Source organism: Streptomyces pratensis, assembly GCF_016804005.1.
Classification (GTDB): Bacteria; Actinomycetota; Actinomycetes; order Streptomycetales; family Streptomycetaceae; genus Streptomyces; species Streptomyces pratensis_A.
In genome coordinates this window covers 1,961,127-1,985,249 of record NZ_CP051486.1, presented here as the reverse complement: position 1 = coordinate 1,985,249, position 24,123 = coordinate 1,961,127, and the positions used below count along the sequence as shown (strand labels likewise).

The following is a 24,123-nucleotide window of genomic DNA, read 5'->3' as shown; positions in this document are numbered from 1 at the left end:
ACCCTACGGCGCCCCACTGACAACATCGATCGGTCCCGGCCTCACCCGGAGGGGTGGAGCGGGTTGGGGACGCTGCCGTGGACGGCGGCGTGCGGGCGCTCCGGCCGGTCACGGTAGCCGTCCAGATGCAGACGGTTGCGGTTGAGACACAGGCGCTCGATCGTCGGCGTCAGCATGTCGAAGATCTCGAACCGCTCCTTGAGGTCGGGGAAGCGTGCGTGGTGCCGCAGGATCTCGGCACGGACGAGTGACCAGAATTCATCCTCCGGGACGTCCAGTTGTTCCTCGCAGAGCGGGGACAGATAGCGGAAGACACCCACGAAGAGCCCGGAGTGGATGAACTGAGTGAGGAAGGAGGGCTCCTCCGTGAGCAGGATCGCGCGGACGTCCGCGGGCATCGCGTCGTGCTCGGGCAGGTTCCGGGCACTGACGTTGACGTCGTCGACGAAGTCCTTGATCGCGAGACGTACCGGTACGTCGTTCTCGTCGAAGACCACGATGGCGTTCTCGCCGTGCGGGGAGAACACCGTGCCGTAGCGGTACAGGAAGTGGAGCAGCGGTGGCAGCAGCGCCGAGAAGAGCCGGGTCAGCCAGGCGGCGGGGGCCAGTCCCGAGCGGGCGACGAGCTCCGCGGTGAAGGAGCGCCCGTCGGGGTCCGTGTGCAGCAGAGCGGCCAGCGTGCGGGCCTGTTCGCCGGGTGCCAGGCGTGGCTGGAGCGGTTCCCGCCAGATCGCCCCGAGGATCTCCTTGAACTGGTACGGAGACTCCGGGAGGTGATCGTAGAGCGGGTGCTCGACGGCCACCGAGGCGACCTCGCCGAGCAGAATGACACCGCAGGTGTCACGGAGGAACGGATCGCCGTCACGCAGTCCCTGGACCCACGCGGTGACGGCCGGGGCGGCGAGGGTGCGTTCGGTCGGCAGACCACGCCAGACGAGGGTGTTGAGGATCGACAGGGGCAGCTTGACCGTGTGCCGGTCGGGCCGGCTCACATCGGTGAACGTACGGATGGACTGCTGCGGCAGCCGGAGGTCGTCGTCCGCGTGCAGAGGCACGATCTCGCCGTCCGCGATCGCGGGGGCGAAGAGCGGGACGATCCATTCGTCCCACTGCCACGGGTGCACGGGCAGGAACAGGTAGTCCGCGGGATCGAGCTGCCGTCCGCGCAGGATCGCGGCGAAGGATTCCCGGACGTGCGGGTCCAGTTCCTGGTCGTAGAGGTCTTCGGGGGCGGCGACTCGGCCCACTCCCCGGTATCCCGCTATGCGGGTGCTGACGGCGATCCAGGGCAGCGCGGTGGCCGTCCGGGCTTCCGGTGTGTAGCGGGCGGCGTCGGCGGCGGAGAACCCGAGACGGCCCTTGTTCGCCACGAGCCAGGGGTGGCCCGTCTGGTGGCCTTCGAGTTCGGCGTACGGGAGTTCGGCGAGCTGCGCCGCCCGGAGCGCGGTGTGGTCGAGACGGGCGTCGGCTGTGAGCGTGGCGGTGAGCTCACGGATGAGGTGGCCGAGCGTGGCGCCGTCGAGCCCGAGGAGACGGCGGCCGCGGGCGAGGAAGCGCAGCGGGTCGCGGAAGGGCTTCGCGTCCGTGCTGCTGTCCCCGATGCGTCCGGCGGCGCTCTCGCGGATCGTCGCGGGATCGACGCGCCAGCCACCGTAGACACCGCGCCGGGCGTGGAAGCTGAGGATCGCGCCGTCGTCGAGCGGCAGGGTGTAGTCACCGGTCCGCCCGGCGCCGTCGTCGGTCCGGGGTGCTGGCTCGATGACCTCCTCGTAGGCGAACTCACCGAGCATCTTGGCGAGGAGCCTCGCCGCAGCCCGGTCCCAGACGGTCCGGTTGAGCTCCGGGGTGTCGAACGGCTTGTGGGCTTCCGCCGGATGATGGCTCGCAGGGTATGTCGGCACGGGGACTCCTCCGGGTGGGACCGATGGGGTTCGAGCGGGCTGTGCGGTGCGGCGAGTTGTTCACAGGTGTTCACGGTGGGCTCGGTCACGGACCATCAGGGCGGCTTGCTTGTCGGGCAGGTCCACTTCCGCGCAGAAGCGGAAACCGGCGCTCAGGAAGGCGGACACGGACGGGGTGTTGCGCAGGTCCGGCTCCGCGACCACACGTCCGCAGAGCGGGCGGTTGTCGAGTACGAGGTCGGAGACAGCTCTGAGCAGGACGCCGCCGATGCCCCGTCCGCGGTTGCCCACACCGCCGATGAGCAGATGGACCCCGACGTCGTGCGGCCGTGCGGGATAGTGACGGGCCAGCGGGTCGAGGTCCGCGCGGTAGATCTCCCAGTAGCTCATGGGCGTCCCGCCCAGGACGCCGAGGCAGGGGACGCTACGGCCGTCCCCCGCGAGCTGCGGGCGGATGTGGGCGGCGGTGACCGATTCGGGTCCGGCGAGTTCCCAGAAGGCCGCCACCGCGGGGTCGTTCATCCAGCGGCTGATCACCGCCAGGTCACGCTCGGGTTCCACCGCGACCAGTCGGAACAGTCCGGCGGAGGTGGTGACCGGACCCCAAGCGCCGGGGTCACCCACGAGAGCGGAGGCGTCCTCCCTCGCGGCGGCCGCCGCGGGGGCGTCACCGAGCAGGGCGAGGAGCTCTTCGGTGAGCCGCAGCTCCAGGGTGTCCTCGGTTCCGGTGACGTCGGGCGGGACGGCACCGGTCCCGGTGCGGGCATCGGCTTGACGCACCGTGACGCTCTCCTCTCGTGGGTTCAGGCGGTCACGCCTGGTCGCTGCGGAGCGGATTGGCGATGGTGACGTACACGGACTGTGTGTCCACCGGGCCGACGAGTTCGTCGAGGCCGTGCATCCGGGTCAGCAGGTTGGCCTTGCAGCGGAGCCGCCCTGTTTCCAGCAGGTAGGCGGGCAGGGAGGAGCCCAGCCCGGCGGCGCCTTCGAGGAAGCGGCGGAACGCGGCGAGGAGTAGTCGCTCGTCGGCCAGCCGCTGAGCACCGAAGGCCCCGATCAGCCCGAACACGTTGTTGATGCCGAGGTAGTAGGCGAGCCTCTCGTCGGTTACGGCGTCGGAGACGAAGGTGTCGCTGACGACGCCGATGCCCGGCAGCCGGCGTTCGAGTGCGGACCGGTGGGACTCACGGAAGTAGTAGCCCTGGTTGTCGCGGTACCTTCCGCCGACGGGCCAGCCGTCCGGGTCGAGGAGGACGAGGGTGTTCTGCTGGTGGGCCTCCAGGGCGACGCCTGCGTGCGCGTCGAGCCAGAGGACGGGCAGGACGACGCGGTCGAGGTATCGCAGGAACCACTCGGCGCACACCGCCCCGATCGTCCTTCCCGTACGGGCGGCCAGCGAGGAGACCGTGTCGGCGAGGCGCGAGTGCGTGCCCGGGCGGCCGGGCCACGGGCGGGGAGCGGTCAGTCCGGCGATGCACACCGCGTCGTCCGCGGGGCCGAAGGGATTGTGGCGGAGCATCACGTCGAGGCCGGGGACGGGACTGCCGTCCGGGTGGTCGACGGCCAGCCAGGCGGGGTCCCGGACGATGTCGAAGCCCGGGTGCGCCTCCTTCCACCGGTCGGCGAGTCCGGTGCGCAGCAGCCGGTGGACCTCGGCACCGCGGTGGAGTTCCTTGCGGAGGTTCTCCCGGCGGGAGTTGGTGATCCGTACGCCCAGGGACAGTTTCAGCATGAGGTCGGACCCGGGGCGGTGCACGGTGCGGACGGAGGAGGTGGGGTGCCAGCGCTCCCCGTACGGACCGAGGTCGTGGAGGAGGCCCTTCTCGCACAGTGCGACGACCTCGGGACGGCGCAGGACCTCCGCGGCCTGCCAGGGGTGGAGCGGGAGGGCCGTCGTCCCCTCGGGGAGGCTCAGATCTGCGGCGTGGGGCGCGAGCAGCGCCTCCGCCGGGACAGGCCTGCCGGCCTTGGTCCACGACGACTCCGTGGCCAGCACGGCACGGTCCACTGCCATCCAGTGGAGCGGGAAGGAGCCGCACAGCTCAGGTGAGTAGAGCAGCGTCTCGGATTCGGAGAGTCCTTCGCGGCTCTTGGGCGTGGGGTGCAGGGGGTGGCCGAGGACGAGGGACTGCTCGGCGGTGAGGAAGAGGTCGGCCTCGGACGGCGAGGTCGGTGTGCGGCGCCGTTCCGCGATGAAGACCGCCGTCTGCCGTACGGAGTCGGCGACCCTGGCCACCAGATCCACTCCCGCGTTCCGCTCGCTCTCGCGGCTCAGCAGAGCGGCCACCATGACGGCTTCGACGCCCGGCGCGCCGGCGGGGGCGTTCTCCAGCGTCGGCGTCCCGAAGCGGTGCCACCCCGTCGCGGACCAGTGGGTGACGGGGACGATCAGGGCGGTGCCGCTCGCGGGGAGCGGGATGCGCAAGGTGGTTCCCTGCGGACGGGGCAGGTCGTTCTCCCTGGTCCAGCAGCGCAGCAGATTCTCCGTACCGGCCGAGTCCGCGGCGCGGAGGGGGTCCGGATGATCCAGCGGGTCCTGGTCCGTCAGGCCGGGACGGTCCGGGGCGGTGCCCGCGACGGTCCGCGGGGTTCCGTGCGGACCGGCCTTCTGGCGCGGCACGGTCGTCGACTCGACTGCGAGAGGGCCCTCCGGCAGGTCATGTCCTCGCTGCTGGCTGGTGCGGGGGCCGTCGGCCTCGGGCGCAGGGGTGGGGTTCACGGCGGTCTTCCTTGTGAGGGGTCCGGGATCAGCGGGTCGGCCCGGCTGATGCCCGGCGGTACGGAGAGCGCTCGGCCGCTCTCAGCGCGTCGGCCAGGCGGTCGACGACCGCGGTCGCCTGTTCGTCGGTGAGGGTGAGGGGAGGGAGCAGGCGGACCACGGCGCTGTGCCGCCCGCCGAGTTCGACGATGAGGCCACGCCTCAGGCATTCCTGCTGCACGGCTGCGGCGAGTGCGGGATCGGGCGGCGGGGCGGAGCCGTTCTCGGCGGTGACGGTGAGCGGTTCGGCCTCGGGGTCGACCAGCTCGATACCGATCATCAGGCCACGGCCCCGGACGTCACCGATGCTCGGATGATCCGCGCTCAGCGCCTGCAGCCTTGCGAGCATGCGCCCGCCCAGCGTCCCGGCGCGTTCGGCGAGCCCGTTCTCGCGCACGTACGCCAGGGTGGCGGCCCCGGCCGCCATGGCCAGCTGATTGCCCCGGAAGGTGCCGGCGTGGGCGCCCGGCTGCCAGAGGTCGAGCTCGGCCCGGTAGACGATCACCGCGAGGGGCAGCGAGCCGCCGATGGCTTTCGAGAGCACCATCACGTCGGGCACGATACCGCTGTGCTCGACCGCCCAGAAGGTGCCGGTCCTGCCGACTCCGGTCTGCACCTCGTCCGCGATCAGGGCGACGGAACGCTCCTGGGTGATCTTCCGCATCCGGCGCATCCAGCCGTCCGGGGCGGGATTCACCCCGCCCTCGCCCTGGACCGGCTCCAGAATCATGGCGGCCGGAGCGGACACTCCGCCCTTGGGGTCGTCCAGGAGGTATTCCGTCCAGTGCGCGGCGATGTCCGCGCCCCGCTCCCCGCCGATTCCGAAGGGGCAGCGGTAGTTCTGCGGGAAGGGCAGCCTCGTCACGCGTACGTCCGGGGCACCGCCCGAGGCGGCCAGGGCACCTGCGGTCATCCCGTGGTACGCGCCGGTGAAGGCGAGGAGTTCACTGCGCCCGCTCGCTGCGCGGACCAGCTTGAACGCCGCCTCCACGGCGTCCGTGCCGGCCGGACCGCAGAACTGGATCCGGGCGCTGTCGGCCAGCTCGCGCGGCAGAGTGGCGAACAGCTCGGTCGTGAAGGCGTCCTTGACGGGTGTGGCGAGATCGAGCACGTGCAGCGGAGCGCCGGAGTCGATGACCTCCCTGATGGCCTCGAGCACGACGGGGTGGTTGTGGCCGAGGGCGAGGGTGCCCGCCCCTGACAGGCAGTCGAGGTAGCGTCGTCCGTCAGCGCCCTCGATGGTCATGCCCCGCGCGCGCACCGGCACGATGGGCAGGGACCGCGCATAGGTGCGGGCAGCCGATTCACGCAGCGCCTGACGCCGCAGGATGCCTTCGTGCGCAGGGGGAGATGCCACCGGAGCTGGTTCGGTCACGGCCACGGCTTTTCGGTCCTCCTGCGGTAACAGTTGCGTTGCGCATCGGTACTGCCCCTGGGCGACGGACTGCGCCGATGAACGCGGTCCGGGGCTCCCCCGTACGTACCAACGACGGAGAACGCGGGAGATCACGGGTAAATCGGAAGATCCTTGCGCGGGCGGAACCGTGGCCCTGCCGCGCACCGTCCCCTTCGGCACCGGCATAGTAGGGGCCGCACTCGGGACGGAGCCGCCGCTCCGGGGGTGTGCGCCGTGGCCCGCGGGTCCGTGCCACGCACCCCAAGTCCGCAGTGCGGTACCGAAGTCAGTGACGAAGTCCCAGGGGGATCACCAGATGCGACCCATGCGCCCGATCGATACCGCACACCGCGGGGGGAGCGCCCGTCGCACCTCTCGGGTGTTCGCCGCAGCCGCCCTTGCCGCTGTCCTGACGCTCACCGCCACCGCCTGCGGGCCGGAGGAGGACGGGGCGATCAGCGAGCCGAGCAGTTCCACCGGCCAGTCCTCCGACGGAAAGGTCACGATCCCGGAGGATCTCAAGGACCGGCTCAAGGAGCACGGGATCGACCTCGACAAGTGGAGGGACGGCGAGTGGAAGAACTGGGACAAGGACAAGTGGCTGCGTGAGGCCAAGGACTACGTCAACCCCATCATCGAGGACCTCTGGGACCCGGACCGGATGCGGGAGGCCGACAAGCCCCCGGAGAACCCGGTCGACAACGACATCTCCGGCGACGAGGGAGTGACGGACCCGACCCCGGCACCGGTCGAGGCGGCCGACGTACGGACGCCGTACCACGACAGCGCTCCGGAGTCCGGCAAGCTCCTCTTCGACGGCCCCGACGGTTCGATGGTCTGCTCGGCGACCGTGGTGCAGGACCCGGCCCGCCCCGGCAAGTCCAACATGGTGTGGACCGCCGGGCATTGCGTGCACGCGGGTAAGAACGGCGGCTGGTACCGCAACATCGCCTTCGTCCCGTCGTACAACAACAGCGGCATGTCGACGGCCGAGCTGGAGAGCGCGTCCATCGAGGACGTGGCCCCGTACGGCGTGTGGTGGGGCCAGTGGGCGCAGACCTCCGAGCAGTGGATCGACCAGGGCGCCGCGACCGGCGGCCAGGGCGCTCCGTACGACTTCGCCGTGCTGCAGGTCGCTCCGGAGAAGGGATCGACGGGCAAGTCGCTGGAGGAGACCGTCGGTTCGGCGCTGCCGGTCGAATTCGATGCCCCGGCAGTCCCCGAGATCGACAGCATGACGGCGACCGGCTATCCGGCGGCCCCGCCGTTCGACGGCCAGAAGGCCCTCCAGTGCGCTGACAAGCCGGGCCGCCTGGCCGTGTTCGAGCAGCAGCCGACGATGTACCGCATCGGCTGCACCATGACCGGTGGTTCCTCCGGTGGCGGCTGGGTCGCGAACGGCCAGGACGGCAAGCCCGCGCTCGTCTCCAACACCTCCATCGGCCCGGTGACGGCGGGCTGGCTGGCCGGCCCCCGCCTGGGCAAGGAAGCCAAGGGCATCTACGAGGCTGTCAGCAAGAAGTACGCGGGACAGTAGGGCCGCACGCGACCAGAGCCCCGGTACGGCAACGGCCGGCCGGGGCCCTGGTCGCCGTGAGGCCGCGAGGCCGCGAGGGAACCGTCTGCTGCGATCCCCGCCGGCACGGTTTCCGGCAGCCCGCTCCGTGCCACGGGCTACCGATGCCCGTCCGGCGGCACCGCCCCTGCCGCTCGTCAGGGCGCACGGGGCATCCTCAGCACGACGAACACGCGGTCAGAGGGCCACGCGCGAAGGCCGGGCTTCCCTGTGTGAGGGAAGCCCGGCCTTCGTGCGAACGGCACGCGGATACCGCGTGCGATCTACCGCGTCAGTGAGCCACCGGTGCGAAGACCGCCAGGTCGGCTCCGAGCTGCTCGTGGACCCGTGCCTTGAGCAGCGTGCCCTCCGGCGTGTGCTCCTCGGAGATCACCTCGCCCTCGGCATACACCCGCGAGACGAGCCCGCCCTGGGTGTAGGGCACGAGCGCCTCGATCTCCACGGACGGCCGCGGCAACTCGGCGTCGATGAGCGCGAGCAGCTCGTCGACGCCTGCACCGGTCCGCGCGGAAACCGCGATCGCGTGCTTCTCGGTGCGCAGCAGTCGCTGCAGGACGAGCGGGTCGGCCGCGTCCGCCTTGTTGATCACCACGATCTCGGGTACGTCGACCGCGCCGACCTCCCTGATCACCTGACGCACGGCGGCGAGCTGCTCCTCCGGCACCGGGTGGGATCCGTCCACCACGTGCAGGATCAGGTCGGCGTCACCGACCTCCTCCATGGTCGAGCGGAACGCCTCGACCAGGTGGTGGGGCAGATGCCGCACGAATCCGACGGTGTCGGCCAGGGTGTAGGTCCGGCCACTGGGGGTCTCGGCCCGGCGCACGGTCGGGTCGAGGGTCGCGAAGAGGGCGTTCTCCACGAGGACGCCCGCGCCGGTCAGCCGGTTGAGCAGCGAGGACTTCCCGGCGTTGGTGTAACCGGCGATCGCCACGGAGGGCACCTTGTTGCGCTTGCGTTCCTGGCGCTTGATCTCCCGGCCGGTCTTCATCTCCGCGATCTCCCGGCGCATCTTCGCCATCTTCTCGCGGATCCGTCGACGGTCCGTCTCGATCTTGGTCTCACCGGGACCACGCGTGGCCATGCCGCCACCGCCGCTGGAACCGCCGCCACCCATCTGCCGGGACAGGGACTGACCCCAGCCGCGCAGGCGCGGCAGCATGTACTGCATCTGTGCCAGCGACACCTGGGCCTTGCCCTCACGCGACTTGGCGTGCTGGGCGAAGATGTCGAGGATCAGGGCGGTCCTGTCGACCACCTTGACCTTGACGACGTCCTCCAGGTGGATGAGCTGGCCGGGGCTGAGCTCACCGTCGCAGACGACGGTGTCGGCCCCCGACTCGAGAACGATGTCGCGCAGCTCCAGCGCCTTGCCCGAGCCGATGTAGGTGGCCGGGTCCGGCTTGTCTCGCCGCTGGAACACGGCGTCGAGCACCTGGGCGCCCGCCGTCTCGGCGAGTGCCGCGAGCTCCGCGAGCGAGATCTCCGCATCGTGGACCGTCCCCGATGTCCAGACACCGACCAGGACCACGCGCTCCAGGCGCAGCTGTCGGTACTCGACCTCGGTGACGTCCTCGAGCTCGGTGGAGAGGCCCGCCACACGGCGCAGCGCCGCGCGTTCGGAACGGTCGAGCTGGTCGCCGTCCCGCTCTCCGTCGATCTCGTGGCTCCAGGCGACGTCCTCTTCCATCAGGGCGTCGGCCCGAAGGCTCTCGGTGAGGCTCTCGGAGTTGGTTTCCGTGGCGCTCTGCGCGTCCTGCGCGTCCTGGGGAAGGGAGGAAGAGGAGGTCATTGGATCCTTACGTCGATAGAAGTCCGGTACGCCAGTCACAACGCGTGACCCCGCCGGAAGATTCCCCGGGGGGAGATCCACCGGCCGGCCGCCGTGCCGACGCGTCGATAGTGGCATGTCCCCGCTCGGCCCGTCACTCGGGTTTCGGCATACGCCCGGCTCGTCACCGGGTCTTCCGGCGCCCACGCGGCTCGTCACTCGGGTTTCGGTGCCCGCTCGGGGCTCCGACCGTCCCCGGCGCCGCGGGTGGCCTCGGTGCGCCAGTCCGGGTGCCCCGGCATCGGCGGTGTCTTCTTCCCGTACAGCCAGCCGTCGAAGAACGCCGTCAGGTCCCGTCCCGCGATCGTCGACGCCAGGTCGGTGAACTGCCGGGTGGTCGCCGACCGGTTCCGGTGGGCTCGCACCCAGGTCCGCTCCAGGCGGTCGAAAGCAGCCTCACCGATCTCCTCACGCAGCGCGTACAGGATGAGTGCGCTGCCGTCGTACACGACCGGCCTGAACAAGCTGATCTTGTGGTCGGGGGTAGGGACGTCCGGGTGGGCGGGCGGGCCGCCCGCGGCGCGCCAGGCGTCGGAGCGGGCGTAGGCCTCACGCATCCGGCGTTCCATGGGCTTCTGCGCGTGTTCCTCGGCGTAGCGGGCCTCGTACCAGGTGGCGTGTCCTTCGTTGAGCCACAGATCGGACCAGGACCGCGGGGAGACGCTGTTGCCGAACCACTGATGGGCGAGCTCGTGCACCATGACCGATTCGACGTACCACTCCGGGTATCCGATCCCGGTGAACATGGAGCGTTCGAAGAGCGAGAGTGTCTGGGTCTCCAGCTCGAAGCCCGTCTCGGTGTCGGCGACCAGCAGTCCGTACGTCTCGAACGGGTACGGGCCGACCTGTTCCTCCATCCACGCCAGCTGCGACGGGGTCTTCTTCAGCCAAGGCTCCAGCTTCTCGGCGTCGGCCGCGGGCACCACGTCACGCACCGGCAGCCCGTGCGGACCGGTGCGGTGCAGGACGGCGGAGCGGCCGATGGACACCTGGGCCAGTTCCGTGGCCATCGGGTGCTCGGTGCGGTAGGTCCAGGTGCTGGATCCCGCGTGGTCCCGCTTCCCTGCGGGGAGGCCGCCCGCAACGACTGTGATCCCCTTCGGCGCGGTCACCCGGAAGGTGAAGTACGCCTTGTCGGAGGGGTGGTCGTTGCCGGGGAAGACCCGGTGTGCGGCGTCGGCCTGGTTGGCCATCGCGAGACCGTCCGAGGTCCGGACCCAGCCACCGTTGGCCTGGTCCCCCGAGGGGTCGCTCGTGTGCCGGACGGTGATCCGCACGGGCGCCCCGGCCGGGACGGGGGAGGGTGCGTCGACGACCAGGTCCTCACCCGCGGCGGCGAAATCCGAGTTCGTCCCGTTGACTTCGACGGAACGGACGTCGCCCCGCGCGAAGTCGAGGTTGATCCGTTCCAGGGGGGCGGTGGTCCGTGCGTCGATCGTGGTGACTGCGTCGAGGGGCTTGGTGTTGCTGCCCTTGTAGGTGAGCGAGATGTCGTAGGAGAGGACGTCGTAGCCCGGATTGCCGAGGTGGGGGAACAGACGGTCGCCGATGCCGAGCGGGGCAGGTGCCGGCAGGGTGGCGGCGACGAGGGTGACCGACGCGGTGGCCAGCAGAGCGGCACGCAGTCGGCGGGAGGTGAGCGGCATGGACTACGGCTACCAGCGCGCGCCCGTCCACAGGGGGTGGCGCGCGCCGCACCACCCGAACGCACCCGAACGGGGTCGCCGGGGCGCGGCAAGAAGAGCCCGGCAGGAGCGGTCAGCCCGTGGCGGCCGGCTGCTGGGCGCGGCTCACGTCGTAGACGCCGGGTACATCCCGCATGGCCCGCATCAGGCCCGGCAGCCCGGCCGCGTCCGGTAGCTGAAGGGTGTACGTGTGCCGGACACGCTGCTCGCTGGGCGGCTCGACGGTCGCGGACACGATGGCCGCGTCCGCGGTCGCGATGGCCTCGGTGAGATCGGCGAGGAGCCGGGGCCGCCCGAAGGACTCGGCGACGAGGGTGACCCGGTAGTCGGCGGTGCCGCTCCAGTCGCCCGGGTCGCTCCAGCGTGCCCCGACGGCCGCCCGGCCGATCTCCCGCATGCGGGCAACGGCCGGGCACTCCTCTCGGTGCACGGTGACGGCTCCGCCGCGCACCGTGAAACCGATGATGGCGTCGGGCGGGACCGGGGTGCAGCAGCCGGCGAGCCGGACCGGCGCACCCGGCGTGTCCACGGCCACGCTCGGAGCCCGGCCCACGGTCCTCCCCCTGCTGCTCGACGCGTCGTCGGCGGACTGGGCCTGCGGCCTGGGGGCGTCGGACCTGCTCTTGTTCGGTCCCTGCACACCGTCCGGATGGGCATCGAGCCATGCCGTGATCGCGATCCGGGCGGCGGGGGTACGCGCGTGGTCGAGCCACTCCGGGGAGGGACCGGACGAGGCGTCCTGCGCGAGCAGCAGCTGCACCGTGTCGCCGTCGTTGAGTGCCGTGCTCAGTGTGGCGAGCCGGCCGTTGACGCGGGCTCCGATACAGCCGTGGGCCTCGTCGCCGTACTGCGCGTAGGCGGCGTCGATGCAGCTCGCGCCCGCCGGCAGCCCGAGCGTCCCGCCGTCGGTGCGGAAGACCGTGATCTCCCGGTCCTGTGCGAGGTCGGCGCGCAGCGTGGCCCAGAACGTGTCGGAGTCGGTTGCCGATTCCTGCCATTCCAGGAGGCGGGAGAGCCAGCCGGGTCTGGTCGGGTCGGCGCGCTCTCCGTCTGCGGGCTCGGCCTGGTGCGCCGCGGTGGTGCCGTCCTGTGTGTACGGGTTGCCGAGAGCGACGACGCCCGCCTCGGCGACCTTGTGCATCCGGTGCGTGCGGATGAGGACTTCGGCGACCGCGCCCTCCGGGCCGACGACCGCCGTGTGCAGCGACTGGTAGAGATTGAACTTGGGGGCCGCGATGAAGTCCTTGAACTCGGAGATCACCGGGGTGAAACAGGTGTGCAGTTCGCCCAGGACGGCGTAACAGTCGGCGTCCTCCCCGACCAGCACCAGCAGCCGTCCGAAGTCGGTGCCCCGCATCTCTCCGCGTTTCATCCTCACCCGGTGCACCGATACGAAGTGACGCGGTCTGATGAGTACTTCGGCGCTGATGCCGGCGTCCCGCAGAGTCGATCTGACGCTGTCGGCGATCTCCGTGAGCGGGTTCTGCGCGCCGCTCCGAGCAGAGATCAGGGTCTGGGTGCGCTCGTACTCCTCCGGATGCAGGATCGCGAAGACCAGGTCCTCCAGCTCCGTCTTGAGAGCCTGCACGCCGAGGCGTTCCGCGAGAGGGATGAGCACGTCCCGCGTGACCTTGGCGATCCTGGCCTGCTTCTCCGGCCGCATGACGCCGAGGGTCCGCATGTTGTGGAGCCGGTCTGCCAGTTTGATCGACATGACGCGCACGTCGTTCCCGGTGGCGACGAGCATCTTGCGGAAGGTCTCGGGCTCGGCCGCGGCCCCGTAGTCGACCTTCTCGAGCTTGGTCACGCCGTCGACCAGATAGCAGACCTCGTCACCGAACTCCTCCCTCACCTGATCGAGGGTCACCTCGGTGTCCTCGACGGTGTCGTGGAGGAGCGAGGCCGTCAGGGTCGTCGTCTCCGCGCCGAGTTCGGCGAGGATCAGGGTGACGGCCAGCGGATGGGTGATGTAAGGCTCGCCGCTCTTGCGCATCTGTCCGCGATGGGAGGACTCGGCGAGTACATAGGCCTTGCGCAGGATGGTCAGGTCGGCGTCCGGGTAGTGCGCGCGGTGGGCCTCCGCGACATGCCCGATGGCATCGGGCAGCCGGTCACGGGAGACCGGCCCGAGCAGGGCGACTCGGCCCAGCCTGCGCAGATCGATCCGTGGACGACCGCGCTTGCGAAGGGGAGCACCTGGATTGGTGGCCTCTGCACTCATGGGGCACCTCCGGCGACGTCGACCGGCGGTGGAGAGGTGCGGATACACCCCCGGGCCGGTGCTTGATGCTATCGACCCCACCACGTGGCGCAGTCCAGCTCTCGCCCAGCGTGAAACGGATCACCCATTCGAGCGAAGCTCTAACCGATCACCGTTTCGAGCCAGGCGGGGTCGATGACGCCTTCCGCGACGATCACGGCGGGCCCGGTCATGTCGATCCCGCCGTCCGGGTATTCGGTGATCACCAGGGTGCCGCCGGGCAGGTCCACCGTGTACGTGGCCGGGGCTCCGGTCTGCGCGGGGTCCAGGCCGTCCCTGCGGGCGGCGGCGACGGCCACCGCACAGGCGCCGGTGCCGCAGGACCGGGTCTCGCCCGATCCGCGCTCGTGGACGCGCATCGCGACGTGCCGGGGCCCGCGGTCCGCGACGAACTCGATGTTGACTCCGTCCGGGTAGACGGACTGCGGGCTGAACGGCGGTACGGAGTAGAGCTCCCCGGCGTGTGCGAGGTCCTCGACGAACGCGACGGCGTGCGGATTGCCCATGTTGACGTTGCGGGCCTCCCAGCTGCGGCCGGCCACGGTGACCGTGACACCGTCCTCCGGCAGTACGGCCTGCCCCATGGAGACGGTGACGTCGCCGTCCTTGGCGATGTGGACCCGCTTGACCCCACCCCTGGTCGCGATGGCCAGGTCACCTTCGGCGACGAGCCCGGCATGCTGCAGGAAGCGGGCGAAGACGCGCACCCCGTTCCCGCACATCTCGGCGATCGAACCGTCGGCGTTGCGGTAGTCCATGAACCACTCGGCCTCCTCGGCCATGTCCCGCGCCTCAGGATGCCCCGCCGACCGCACGACGTGCAGCAGCCCGTCGCCGCCGATGCCCGCCCGGCGGTCGCAGAGCCGGGCGACTACGGGAACCGGCAGGTCGAGGGCGTTGTCCGGGTCGGGAACGATCACGAAGTCGTTCTCGGTGCCGTGGCCCTTGAGGAAGGTGATCTGCGAAGTGCTCACGAGGCAACTGTACGAGGCTCCGCCGACAGCCGGCGGAACCGGGCCCGCCCCGGCCCACGCAGCCCTGACCGGTCGCCGAGCCGGGCAGCACACCGGAGGGCCAGGGCCCCACGAGCGAGCCGGGCCACGAGGGCCAGGGGGGTCAGCGGAGCCTTGCCACGCGCCAGACGGCCAGGGCCACCAGGGCGGCGCCGACGGCCACGTACAGCGCGATCACCCGCCAGTCGGGGCTTTCCTTCGATCCCCTGGCCGGCAGACCGGGCCAGGTGTGGCCGACGCGGCGGGCCGCCATCATGCCCCAGCCCGCGGCGCAGCAGCTGATCAGCAGTCCCAGCATCGCCACGACGGCACCGCCGCCGCCGAACTCGAAGGCGAGCGGGAAGGCGAACATGAGGGAGCCGACCGCGGCAAGCCCCACGATCGGTGCCAGCTGCCAGATACGCATGCGGCGGGCGGGGCGGAGCTCGACCTCGACCTCGGGGGCCACGTCGTGCTCATCGGGCCCGTCAGGGCTCAGACGCCCCGCCTCGTGCTGCGTGAGCGGTGCGTCTCGGTCTGTGTCGCGAGGGCCGGCCTCCATCGCCACGCGCCCTCCCAACTCGGACTCCACTGGTCGATCGATGCTCGATGATGGCACGGCCCCGGCCGCCGAAATGACGGGCGGAGCTTCCCGATGCCATCACGTGATCAGGCTGTAACCGCTCGTTCGACCAACGTCAGCGCCCGGTGCGGGAGTTCCCCGCGGTCTTCCTCGGAACCACTCAGCCACCGCACGCGCGGGTCGCGCCGGAACCATGAGTCCTGGCGGCGCGCGAAGCGTTTGGTGGCGCGTACGGTCTCCGTGCGCGCCTCCTCCTCGGTGCACTCCCCCGCGAGCGCCGCGAGCACCTGCTGGTAACCGAGCGCACGCGAGGCTGTGAGCCCCTCGCGCAGTCCGCGCGCCTCCAGGTCTCGGACCTCGTCCACGAGCCCCGCCTCCCACATCCGGTCCACGCGCGTGCGGATCCGTTCGTCGAGTTCGGGGCGTCCGACGTCCACACCGATCTGGAGGGAGTCGTAGACCGCTTCGTCGCCCGGGAGGTTCGCCGTGAAGGGCTTGCCCGTGATCTCGATGACCTCCAGGGCGCGGACGATCCGGCGGCCGTTGCTAGCCAGGATGGCGCGGGCGGCCTGGGGGTCCGCGACGGCGAGCCTGGCGTGGAGGGCCCCGGAGCCACGCTCGGTCAGCTCCTGTTCGAGCCTGGCGCGTACGTCCGGGTCCGTACCGGGGAACTCGAGGGCGTCGATCGCGCCCTTCACATAGAGACCTGAGCCGCCCACCAGGACGGGAGTACGCCCTTCGGCCAGCAGCCGGTCGATCTCGGCGCGGGCGAGCCGCTGGTATTCGGCGACGCTCGCGGCCTCGGTGACGTCCCAGATGTCCAGCAGCCGGTGGGGGACACCGGCACGCTCGGGAGGAGTCAGCTTCGCGGTACCGATGTCCATGCCCCTGTAGAGCTGCATGGAGTCGGCGTTGACCACTTCACCACCGAGCTGCTGGGCGAGGAACACTCCCAGATCGGACTTACCGGCCGCGGTGGGACCGACGACGGTGATGACGCGGGGGGTGGGAGCTGGTCTTCTCACCGGGACAGTCTCCCAAACTTCGGGACGCGTCCCGACCGGGAGGAGCCTCACTCGGTCTTCCGTTCCGTCCGTCTCCGCCTCCCCCTCGTTCTGCACGGACGCACACGGCGAGTCACGCGAGTTTGCTCACGGACGAGTAAAATGTGATCACAGTCCCCCAGCACGGAAGGTGACCCATGGGTTTCCTGGACAACCTGAAGGCCAAGCTGGCCCCGGCCAAGGAGAAGGTCGGCGACCTCGCGCAGCAGCACGGGGGCAAGATCGACCAGGGCCTCGACAAGGCGGCCCGAACGGTCGACCAAAGGACCAAGGGCAAGTACAGCGACAAGATCGTGTCCGGTACGCAGAAGGCCAAGGACGCGGTCGACCGCCTGGGTCACAAGAACGAGGGCGGTACACCGCCCCCGCCGCCCGCACCCTGACCCGGGTCATGGAGCAGTCGGGGGCCGTGGAGCGACGCCGCTCCACGGCCCCTGTCCGTGACGCCTGGAGGCCTGGGGGTCACGACCACGCCGCGACGGCGTAGCCCACGCCGTACGGGGCGTCCTCGTACAGCAGTCGCCCGCCGAGGCCCGCGCCTCGGGCCGCGCCCGCGAGCACCTGCCAGGGCGCCCGGCCCGCCGCCTTCAGTTCGTACGCGAGCGTCTCGTCCAGAGCGCTCAGCACCGCCAGGTCCGCGCTGCCCAGCGCACGGACCGCCGCCGCGTCGAAGTCCACCGCCCGCTCGTCCAGGTAGCCGGGCGCCTTGACCGTACGACAGGCGCTGCCGTCGCCCATGACCAGCAGGGCCACCCGCTCGGACCTGGCGGCCAGTTCCGCTCCGGTGCGCAGGCAGCGGTCGGCGGCGAGCGACTCGTCCACACCGATGCCTTCGACCGGGGCACCGGCCCACCGTGCGCGGCCCAGCAGCCAGGCTCCTACGGCGAGTGAGGCCGGGAGCGGGCGTTCCGGCACGGCGGCCCCGGCGGGGGCCTCACCCAGCCGCACGGTCAGGTCGACGCCGAATCCGGCGAATGAGCCTGCCGACCCCGGAGGGAACGGTCCGCGGCCGTCCGCTCCCGCGGGCCCGGCCACGATCAGCAGATCCGGTCTCGCGGCGGCGAGCACGCCGAGTGCGTCGAGGCACGCGTTCCTCGCGGCGTCGAGTTCGGGCCCGGCTCCCACGGCCACCTCGGGAACCAGGAGCGGCGGGCAGGGGCAGACGGCGGCGGCGACAAGCATGCCGGTCAGCGTACTCAGTCGCGGGCGCACCCCGGTGCGGCGGCCGCGGGCAGCGGTGCGGGCGCGCCGATGCCGGGCAGGCCGAGCATGACTCCGGCGGGCCGTTCGGCCGGTGCCGCGTTGCGCTTCTCCCAGGCGTCCCCCGATCTGGTGCGCCGGACGTCCAGGGGAACGCCTTCCGCGAGCAGGTGATGCGGGGCGGCGTAGGTGATCTCGACGGTCACCACGTCCCCGGGGCGCACGTCCTGGGACGGCTTGGTGAAGTGGACCAGGCGGTTGTCGGGGGCGCGGCCGGAGAGCCGCTGCGTGGCGCCGTCCTTGCGGCCCTCGCCCTCCGCGACCATGACCTCCAGGGTGCGGCCGACCTGCTTCTTGTTCTCGTCCCAGGAGATCTCCTCCTGGAGGGCGGACAGGCGCATGTAGCGCTCCTGGACGACCTCCTTGGGGATCTGCCCCTCCATGTCGGCGGCGGGGGTCCCGGGGCGCTTGGAGTACTGGAAGGTGAAGGCGTTCGCGAAGCGGGCCTCCCGCACGGCGTGCATGGTCTGCTCGAAGTCCTCCTCGGTCTCACCGGGGAAGCCGACGATGATGTCGGTGGAGATGGCGGCGTCCGGCATCGCGGCGCGCACCTTCTCGATGATCCCGAGGAAGCGCTCCTGGCGGTAGGAGCGGCGCATCGCCTTCAGGATCGTGTCCGAGCCCGACTGCATCGGCATGTGCAGCTGGGGCATCACGTTCGGGGTCTCCGCCATCGCCGCGATCACGTCGTCGGTGAAGTCGCGCGGGTGGGGCGAGGTGAAGCGGACACGTTCCAGGCCCTCGATCGTGCCGCAGGCCCTCAGCAGCTTGGAGAACGCCTCGCGGTCACCGATGTCGGAACCGTAGGCGTTCACGTTCTGGCCGAGCAGGGTGATCTCGCTGACGCCCTCGGCCACGAGTGCCTCGATCTCGGCCAGGATGTCACCGGTGCGGCGGTCCTTCTCCTTGCCCCGCAGGGCGGGGACGATGCAGAAGGTGCAGGTGTTGTTGCAGCCCACGGAGATCGACACCCACGCGGCGTACGCGGACTCGCGGCGGGTGGGGAGCGTCGAGGGGAACGCCTCAAGGGACTCGGCGATCTCGACCTGCGCCTCCTCCTGGACCCGGGCGCGCTCGAGCAGCACCGGCAGCTTGCCGATGTTGTGCGTCCCGAAGACGACGTCCACCCAGGGGGCTCGCCGCACGATGGTGTCGCGGTCCTTCTGTGCCAGACAGCCGCCGACGGCGATCTGCATCCCGGGGCGCTTCGTCTTCATCGGGGCGAGGCGGCCGAGGTTGCCGTAGAGCTTGTTGTCGGCGTTCTCACGCACAGCGCAGGTGTTGAACACGACGACATCGGCGTCACCGTCGGAGCCCTCGGGGGCACGCACGTATCCGGCACCCTCCAGCAGCCCCGACAAGCGCTCGGAGTCGTGGACGTTCATCTGGCACCCGTAAGTGCGTACCTCGTAGCTCTTCTGGACGTCCACTGCTTCGCTCCGGTTGCCGCTGGTCATGTGACAAGGGTAGGCGGTGACGGCGCCTCCCCCGCCGCCGGAGCCCGTGCCCAGGATCCGGCCTGGCCAGGACGGGGCACGGCCTGGCAGGATCGCGCCATGCAGCACGCACTGTCCCGGTTCGGCCGGCGGCGCACCCTCCAGGGTGGCGTCGCCGCAGTGGTCGTGCTCGGGCTGCTGCTGTGGTGGGTGCTCCCGATCGGGGAGGAGGAGCCGAGCGGCTCGCTCACGTTCTCCACCGGCGTCCGGAGCGGCGTCTACCAGCGCTACGGCCAGCGGCTGGAGGGCGCGCTCGCGAAGGACATGCCCAAGGTCTCGATACAGCTGCAGACCAGTGAGGGCTCCCAGCAGAACATCGAACGGGTCGCGACGGGGAAGGCCGACTTCACCATCGCCACCGTCGACGCGGTGGCCACCTATCTGCAGAGCGGCAAGCCGGGCGGCGAACGGCTGCGCGGGTGCGTGCGGCTGTACGACGACTACGTCCAGCTGGTCGTACCCAGGGGTTCGGACATCCGGAAGGTGTCCGACCTGCGGGGCAAGCGGGTCGGCGTCGGACAGAAGGGCTCGGGCGTACTCCTCGTGGCGGACCGGCTCATGACCGCGGCGGGCGTCGACCCCTCGAAGGACATCACACCGGTGGAGGCCGGGATCGACACGATGCCGCAGCGGCTTGTCGACGGGGAGCTCGACGCCTTCTTCTGGTCCGGCGGGCTGCCGACCGGTGCGGTGGAGGAACTCTCGCAGAAGCTCGATGTCAGGCTGGTGCCACTGGAGGCGCCCCTGATCAGCAAGCTCCAGGCGGCGGGCGGGTCCACCCGGCACTACCGGTCCGCGGTGATGCCGGCCGACGCCTACGACCACGCGCAGCGGGGGGAGGCCGTCCAGACGGTGGCGGTCGCCAACCTGCTGATCACCACGGACCGGACCGATCCGCGGATGACGGAGGCCTTCACCCGCACCGTGATCGACAGCCGGGACCGGATCGGGCGCGAGGTCCACGCCGCGCAGCTGGTGGACCTGCGCACGGCGATCTACACCGATCCCCTGGAGCTGCACGAAGGGGCCAGGCGCTACTACCGCTCGGCCAAGCCCTGAGGCCGTCCGCGCGGTCTCAGGCATGCGGGGCGCCGGTGACGCGGGCCCCAGGATGCGGGCCTCAGGCGTGCGGCGCCTCGCGCGGCACGGTGACCGTCACCAGAAGGCCGTGCGGCTCGTGCGTGCCGTAGCGGATGGTTCCGCCGCCCGCCGTGAGCAGGGCGTGCGATATGGAGAGCCCGAGACCGGAACCCTTGATGTTCTGGTGCCGTCCGCTACGCCAGAAACGGTCGCCGACGCGCTCCAGCTCCTGCTCGGTGAGCCCGGGTCCCCGGTCGGCGACGACGACCGTCGCACCGGTCCCGTCGGTGCCCGTCGTGACCCGGACCTCCGCGCCCTCCGGCGTGAACTTCAGCGCGTTGTCGATGACGGCGTCGAGCGCGCTGGAGAGGGCGATGGGGTCGGCCCAGCCGGTGACCGCGGGAGCGCCGTCCAGCGTGAGGCCGACGCCCTTCTCATCGGCGAGGGGACGCCAGGCCGCGACGCGTTCACCGGTGAGGGCACCGATGTCCGTGAGCTGGAGGTCCGCCTCCGCGTGCTCGGCCAGCGCGAGGTCCAGCAGGTCGTCCAGGACGTTCGCCAGGCGCTTGCCCTCGGTCCGCACCGAGGCGATCTCCTCGTTGCCGTCGGGGAGTTCGAGGGCGAGGAGCTCGATCCGCAGCAGCAGCGCGGCCAGGGGATTGCGCAGTTGATGGGAGGCGTCGGCGACGAAGGCACGCTGCTGTTCCAGCACGTCCTCGACGTTGTCGGCCATCTCGTTGAACGACTTGGCCAGACGCCTGAGCTCCGGCGGCCCTCCGGACGCGACGACCCGCGAGCGCATCCTGCCGCTGGCGATGTCGTGGGTGGCCGCGTCCAGGGTGCGTACCGGCAGCAGCACCCAGCCGGTGAGGCGGAAGGCGGCGCCCACGGCCACCAGCATGGCCAGGGCCTCGCCCATGGCGATGAGGAGCCAGCCGCGCATCGTCCTGGAGCGCATCTGGCCGGTGGGCGAGTCGGTCACGACGACGGCGACCACGTCACCGTCCCGGACCACCGGTGAGGCGACGGCCAGCCGGCCGCTCTGCCACGGCCAGACCTGCGCGGGGTCGTGGGACCGTCGGCCGAGCAGGGCCTCGCGGAAGGCGTCGCGTCCCTCTCCCTCGTCCGGCAGGGTCCAGCCGTCCGGTGCCTTGGCGAGGGCCCTGTCGTCCCGGTAGAAGACACCTGCTCTGATCCCGTACACCGAGTCGTAGGCCTGGAGTTCGGTCTGCAGGATCCGCCGGCGCTCGTCCGAACCCTCCACGGGCTCGCTGACGAACTGGGCGAGTGCGGCGAAGCGGGCCGTGTCGTCGATGCGGTCGATGACGACCCGCTGCTGTTCGGCGGCGGCCACCCGCACGGCGAGCGGGAACCCCAGGGCCAGCAGCACGGCGGCAAGGAGGACGATGAGCAGGGGAAGCAGGCGGGTGCGCACAGGCTGTGACGTCCTCAGCCCGACGGCGGGACGAGCCGGTAGCCGACGCCCCGTACGGTCTCGACCAGTGCGGGGAGCCGCAGCTTGGAGCGCAGCGACGCCACGTGCACCTCCAGGGTGCGTCCCGTTCCCTCCCAGCTGGTCCGCCACACCTCGCTGATGATCTGCTCCCGGCGGAAGACCACGCCGGGACGCTGGGCCAACAGCGCGAGCAGGTCGAACTCCTTGCGGGTGAGCTGGACCTCATGGCCGTCGACGCTGACCCTGCGCGTGGGCAGTTCGATGTGGACGTGCCCGATCCGCAGGGCCGCGAGCGGCGTCGGGCCGGTGTCCTCGCCGGCAGTCCGGCGCCGGGCCACGGCGTGGATGCGGGCGAGGAGTTCACCGGTGTCGTACGGCTTCACGACGTAGTCGTCGGCGCCGAGGTTGAGTCCGTGGATCCGTGAACGCACGTCGGAACGGGCGGTCACCATGATCACAGGGATCGCGGAACGCTTGCGGATCTTGCCGCACACCTCGTAGCCGTCCTGGTCGGGCAGCCCGAGGTCCAGGAGCACGACGCCGAAGGGCTCCTTGTCGGCGGGAAGCAGCGCCCGCAGCGCCTCCTCGCCGCTGCGTGCGTGCACGACCTGGAATCCGTGCCGCGCGAGAACGGCGGACAGGGCCGCGGCGACGTGGTCGTCGTCCTCGACGAGCAACAGCCTCATACCCTCTCCTCTCCGTCAGTGTCGTCCGGGACGCTTGAAAGTATCCGTGATGGCCCGCGGATGTTCCGCTCGGTGAGTCCTCGCGTACGGCGCCGGTTCACACCGCCCCGCAATAGGGCATCCACTCCGATGACGGGTGTGCCAGTCAAGACCATCCCCGTTACCAGTGGGTTTCCGTTACCCACCCGGTACGCCGGCGAGCGCGCCGTGGTGTCCCGTACACACGGAGTGTCCGGCTGAGGCCGGATCGTTATGCTCAATTTCCGCTCAGATGTAATGACGATGGTCGCACTGCGTCACTAGGGTCCTTCCCTAACCGAGGAGGACGGAGCAAGAAGCCGATGAGCGGAGTGTCAGTGACCAAGGCCGCCGAGGATGCCGCAACTGCGGGGGACGACCTTGTCGTACTGAGCAACGTCAACAAGCACTTCGGCGCGCTGCATGTGCTCCAGGACATCGACCTGACCATCGCCAGTGGCGAGGTCGTCGTAGTCATCGGACCCTCAGGGTCCGGGAAGTCCACGCTGTGCCGCACGATCAACCGCTTGGAGACGATCGACTCGGGCGCGATCTCGATCGACGGCAAGCCGCTGCCCCAGGAGGGCAAGGAGCTCGCCAGGCTGCGTGCCGATGTCGGCATGGTCTTCCAGTCGTTCAATCTCTTCGCGCACAAGACGGTGCTCGAGAACGTGATGCTGGGCCAGATCAAGGTCCGCAGGACGGACAAGAAGCTCGCCGAGGAGAAGGCCCGGGCGCTGCTCGACCGCGTAGGGGTCGGCGTGCAGGCGGACAAGTACCCCGCGCAGCTTTCCGGCGGCCAGCAGCAGCGCGTCGCGATCGCCCGCGCCCTGGCCATGGACCCCAAGGTCATGCTCTTCGACGAGCCCACTTCGGCGCTCGACCCGGAGATGATCAACGAGGTCCTCGAGGTCATGCAGCAGCTGGCACGGGAGGGGATGACCATGGTCGTCGTCACCCACGAGATGGGCTTCGCCCGCTCGGCCGCGAACCGCGTGGTCTTCATGGCGGACGGAAAGATCGTCGAAGAGGCGACCCCCGACCAGTTCTTCAGCAACCCGCGCAGCGACCGGGCCAAGGACTTCCTGTCGAAGATCCTTCACCACTGATCCCGCACGGCTGGTCCAGCGCCGGCTGAACATTCACATCGCGTCAACCCAGGGAATTCCATCATGCAGCTTCGCAAGGTCACCGCCGCCTCGGCCGCCGTGCTCGCGCTCGCCCTCACCGCCACCGCGTGTGGCTCCGACGACAAGGACGACGCCGCGGGCTCCGGCGGCGGCGAGAAGATCACGATCGGCATCAAGATCGACCAGCCCGGTCTCGGCCTGAAGACGCCCGACGGCAAGTTCGCGGGCTTCGACGTCGACGTCGCCACGTACGTCGCCAAGGAGCTCGGCTACGACGCCAAGAACATCGAGTTCGTCGAGACGAAGAGCGCGGACCGCGAGACCGCCATCGAGCGCGGCGACGTGAAGTTCATCGCCGCGACGTACTCCATCAACGACGAGCGCCTGCAGAAGGTCGACTTCGCAGGTCCTTACCTCCTGGCGCACCAGGACGTCCTCGTCCGGGCCGACGACAACTCCATCAAGTCGCCCGAGGACCTGAACAACAAGAACCTCTGCTCCGTCACCGGTTCGACCTCCGCGAAGAACGTCAAGGAGAAGCTCGCCCCCAAGGCTGAGCTGCAGAACTACGGTGGCTACTCCGAGTGCCTCACCGGCCTGGAGAACAAGGCTGTCGACGCGCTGACGACGGACGACTCCATCCTCGCCGGATACGCGGCGCAGGAGGCCCACAAGGGCAAGTTCAAGCTGGCCGGCTTCAAGATGACCAACGAGAACTACGGCATCGGTCTGAAGAAGGGCGACGCCGACCTCAAGAAGAAGATCGACGCCGCGCTCACCAAGATGGTCTCGGACGGCGCCTGGGACAAGGCGGTCGAGGCCAACTTCGGCCCGGCCAACTACAAGAACGAGCCCGCGCCGAAGATCGGCGACGTCGTCAAGTAGCACTCCCATCACCAGGCGGTCCGAAGCCGGGCTGACGAGGTGCGCCGCCGCCGAGGCGGCGCACCG

General features: G+C 70.4%; 19 protein-coding genes. 5 read left to right on the top strand and 14 right to left on the bottom strand.

Annotated elements, in window-relative coordinates; translation table 11 throughout:
* Positions 1-41 precede the first annotated feature (41 nt).
* From HED23_RS08820 to HED23_RS08805, 4 genes are read right to left on the bottom strand one after another with little or no spacing between them, the layout of a single operon-like run.
* A complete protein-coding gene (locus tag HED23_RS08820) occupies positions 42-1,901 on the bottom strand; it encodes an IucA/IucC family protein (protein WP_203182849.1) in 1,860 nt (619 codons plus the stop codon).
* A 60-nt stretch (positions 1,902-1,961) separates the two neighbouring features.
* On the bottom strand, positions 1,962-2,681 hold the full coding sequence (locus HED23_RS08815; protein WP_203182848.1) for a GNAT family N-acetyltransferase: 720 nt from the start codon (positions 2,679-2,681) through the stop codon (positions 1,962-1,964).
* 31 nt (positions 2,682-2,712) lie between these two features.
* Complete coding sequence (locus HED23_RS08810) at positions 2,713-4,620, bottom strand: IucA/IucC family protein (protein ID WP_203182847.1); 1,908 nt, start codon at positions 4,618-4,620, stop codon at positions 2,713-2,715.
* A 28-nt stretch (positions 4,621-4,648) separates the two neighbouring features.
* Positions 4,649-6,040 carry a diaminobutyrate--2-oxoglutarate transaminase family protein gene (locus HED23_RS08805; RefSeq protein ID WP_203182846.1) on the bottom strand — a complete coding sequence of 464 codons (1,392 nt, stop codon included), beginning with the start codon at positions 6,038-6,040 and terminating at the stop codon, positions 4,649-4,651.
* A gap of 331 nt (positions 6,041-6,371) precedes the next feature.
* Between HED23_RS08805 and HED23_RS08800 the strand changes: the two genes are divergently transcribed.
* Positions 6,372-7,592, top strand: a complete 1,221-nt coding sequence (locus tag HED23_RS08800; protein ID WP_420803025.1) for a trypsin-like serine peptidase — start codon at positions 6,372-6,374, stop codon at positions 7,590-7,592.
* 310 nt (positions 7,593-7,902) lie between these two features.
* Here HED23_RS08800 and hflX read toward each other — a convergent pair whose 3' ends face one another.
* From hflX to miaA, 6 genes are all read right to left on the bottom strand, one after another.
* Positions 7,903-9,423, bottom strand: coding sequence for a GTPase HflX (hflX, locus tag HED23_RS08795; protein ID WP_203182844.1), 1,521 nt, complete (start codon positions 9,421-9,423; stop codon positions 7,903-7,905).
* Positions 9,424-9,617: 194 nt separating this feature from the next.
* Positions 9,618-11,108, bottom strand: a complete 1,491-nt coding sequence (locus tag HED23_RS08790; RefSeq protein WP_203182843.1) for a M1 family metallopeptidase — start codon at positions 11,106-11,108, stop codon at positions 9,618-9,620.
* A 112-nt stretch (positions 11,109-11,220) separates the two neighbouring features.
* A complete protein-coding gene (locus HED23_RS08785) occupies positions 11,221-13,368 on the bottom strand; it encodes a RelA/SpoT family protein (protein ID WP_203182842.1) in 2,148 nt (715 codons plus the stop codon).
* A gap of 140 nt (positions 13,369-13,508) precedes the next feature.
* A complete protein-coding gene (gene dapF / locus HED23_RS08780; protein ID WP_203182841.1) occupies positions 13,509-14,381 on the bottom strand; it encodes a diaminopimelate epimerase in 873 nt (290 codons plus the stop codon).
* 142 nt (positions 14,382-14,523) lie between these two features.
* A complete protein-coding gene (locus HED23_RS08775; RefSeq protein WP_203187409.1) occupies positions 14,524-14,961 on the bottom strand; it encodes a hypothetical protein in 438 nt (145 codons plus the stop codon).
* Between the two features lie 107 nt (positions 14,962-15,068).
* Positions 15,069-16,007, bottom strand: a complete 939-nt coding sequence (gene miaA / locus HED23_RS08770) for a tRNA (adenosine(37)-N6)-dimethylallyltransferase MiaA (RefSeq protein ID WP_203182840.1) — start codon at positions 16,005-16,007, stop codon at positions 15,069-15,071.
* Positions 16,008-16,183: 176 nt separating this feature from the next.
* Between miaA and HED23_RS08765 the strand changes: the two genes are divergently transcribed.
* Positions 16,184-16,429, top strand: coding sequence for an antitoxin (locus HED23_RS08765; RefSeq protein WP_203182839.1), 246 nt, complete (start codon positions 16,184-16,186; stop codon positions 16,427-16,429).
* Between the two features lie 79 nt (positions 16,430-16,508).
* Here HED23_RS08765 and HED23_RS08760 read toward each other — a convergent pair whose 3' ends face one another.
* Both HED23_RS08760 and miaB read right to left on the bottom strand, forming a co-directional pair.
* Positions 16,509-17,228 (bottom strand): class III extradiol dioxygenase subunit B-like domain-containing protein, encoded by a 720-nt coding sequence (locus HED23_RS08760; RefSeq protein WP_203182838.1) that lies wholly within the window; start codon positions 17,226-17,228, stop codon positions 16,509-16,511.
* 14 nt (positions 17,229-17,242) lie between these two features.
* Positions 17,243-18,763 carry a tRNA (N6-isopentenyl adenosine(37)-C2)-methylthiotransferase MiaB gene (miaB, locus tag HED23_RS08755; protein ID WP_203182837.1) on the bottom strand — a complete coding sequence of 507 codons (1,521 nt, stop codon included), beginning with the start codon at positions 18,761-18,763 and terminating at the stop codon, positions 17,243-17,245.
* Positions 18,764-18,862: 99 nt separating this feature from the next.
* Here miaB and HED23_RS08750 point away from each other — a divergent pair, with 99 nt between their 5' ends.
* Positions 18,863-19,861 (top strand): TAXI family TRAP transporter solute-binding subunit, encoded by a 999-nt coding sequence (locus HED23_RS08750; RefSeq protein WP_203182836.1) that lies wholly within the window; start codon positions 18,863-18,865, stop codon positions 19,859-19,861.
* A gap of 61 nt (positions 19,862-19,922) precedes the next feature.
* On the opposite strand, the gene HED23_RS08745 is transcribed toward HED23_RS08750, so the two are convergent.
* Positions 19,923-21,317, bottom strand: coding sequence for a sensor histidine kinase (locus tag HED23_RS08745; RefSeq protein WP_203182835.1), 1,395 nt, complete (start codon positions 21,315-21,317; stop codon positions 19,923-19,925).
* A gap of 14 nt (positions 21,318-21,331) precedes the next feature.
* Positions 21,332-22,024, bottom strand: a complete 693-nt coding sequence (locus HED23_RS08740; RefSeq protein ID WP_203182834.1) for a response regulator transcription factor — start codon at positions 22,022-22,024, stop codon at positions 21,332-21,334.
* 341 nt (positions 22,025-22,365) lie between these two features.
* Here HED23_RS08740 and HED23_RS08735 point away from each other — a divergent pair, with 341 nt between their 5' ends.
* Together HED23_RS08735 and HED23_RS08730 are read left to right on the top strand one after the other, a co-directional pair.
* On the top strand, positions 22,366-23,151 hold the full coding sequence (locus tag HED23_RS08735) for an amino acid ABC transporter ATP-binding protein (protein ID WP_203182833.1): 786 nt from the start codon (positions 22,366-22,368) through the stop codon (positions 23,149-23,151).
* A 63-nt stretch (positions 23,152-23,214) separates the two neighbouring features.
* Positions 23,215-24,057 (top strand): glutamate ABC transporter substrate-binding protein, encoded by an 843-nt coding sequence (locus HED23_RS08730; RefSeq protein WP_203182832.1) that lies wholly within the window; start codon positions 23,215-23,217, stop codon positions 24,055-24,057.
* Positions 24,058-24,123: the final 66 nt, after the last annotated feature.

What these genes read in the sequence shown, in the direction of transcription:
- HED23_RS08800 (WP_420803025.1), top strand. Translation starts at nt 6,372, where the DNA reads ATGCGACCCATGCGCCCGATCGATACCGCACACCGCGGGGGGAGCGCC.
- hflX (WP_203182844.1), bottom strand. Translation starts at nt 9,423, where the DNA reads ATGACCTCCTCTTCCTCCCTTCCCCAGGACGCGCAGGACGCGCAGAGC.
- HED23_RS08790 (WP_203182843.1), bottom strand. Translation starts at nt 11,108, where the DNA reads ATGCCGCTCACCTCCCGCCGACTGCGTGCCGCTCTGCTGGCCACCGCG.
- HED23_RS08785 (WP_203182842.1), bottom strand. Translation starts at nt 13,368, where the DNA reads ATGAGTGCAGAGGCCACCAATCCAGGTGCTCCCCTTCGCAAGCGCGGT.
- HED23_RS08775 (WP_203187409.1), bottom strand. Translation starts at nt 14,961, where the DNA reads ATGGAGGCCGGCCCTCGCGACACAGACCGAGACGCACCGCTCACGCAG.
- HED23_RS08765 (WP_203182839.1), top strand. Translation starts at nt 16,184, where the DNA reads ATGGGTTTCCTGGACAACCTGAAGGCCAAGCTGGCCCCGGCCAAGGAG.
- HED23_RS08760 (WP_203182838.1), bottom strand. Translation starts at nt 17,228, where the DNA reads ATGCTTGTCGCCGCCGCCGTCTGCCCCTGCCCGCCGCTCCTGGTTCCC.
- miaB (WP_203182837.1), bottom strand. Translation starts at nt 18,763, where the DNA reads ATGACCAGCGGCAACCGGAGCGAAGCAGTGGACGTCCAGAAGAGCTAC.
- HED23_RS08750 (WP_203182836.1), top strand. Translation starts at nt 18,863, where the DNA reads ATGCAGCACGCACTGTCCCGGTTCGGCCGGCGGCGCACCCTCCAGGGT.
- HED23_RS08740 (WP_203182834.1), bottom strand. Translation starts at nt 22,024, where the DNA reads ATGAGGCTGTTGCTCGTCGAGGACGACGACCACGTCGCCGCGGCCCTG.
- HED23_RS08735 (WP_203182833.1), top strand. Translation starts at nt 22,366, where the DNA reads ATGAGCGGAGTGTCAGTGACCAAGGCCGCCGAGGATGCCGCAACTGCG.
- HED23_RS08730 (WP_203182832.1), top strand. Translation starts at nt 23,215, where the DNA reads ATGCAGCTTCGCAAGGTCACCGCCGCCTCGGCCGCCGTGCTCGCGCTC.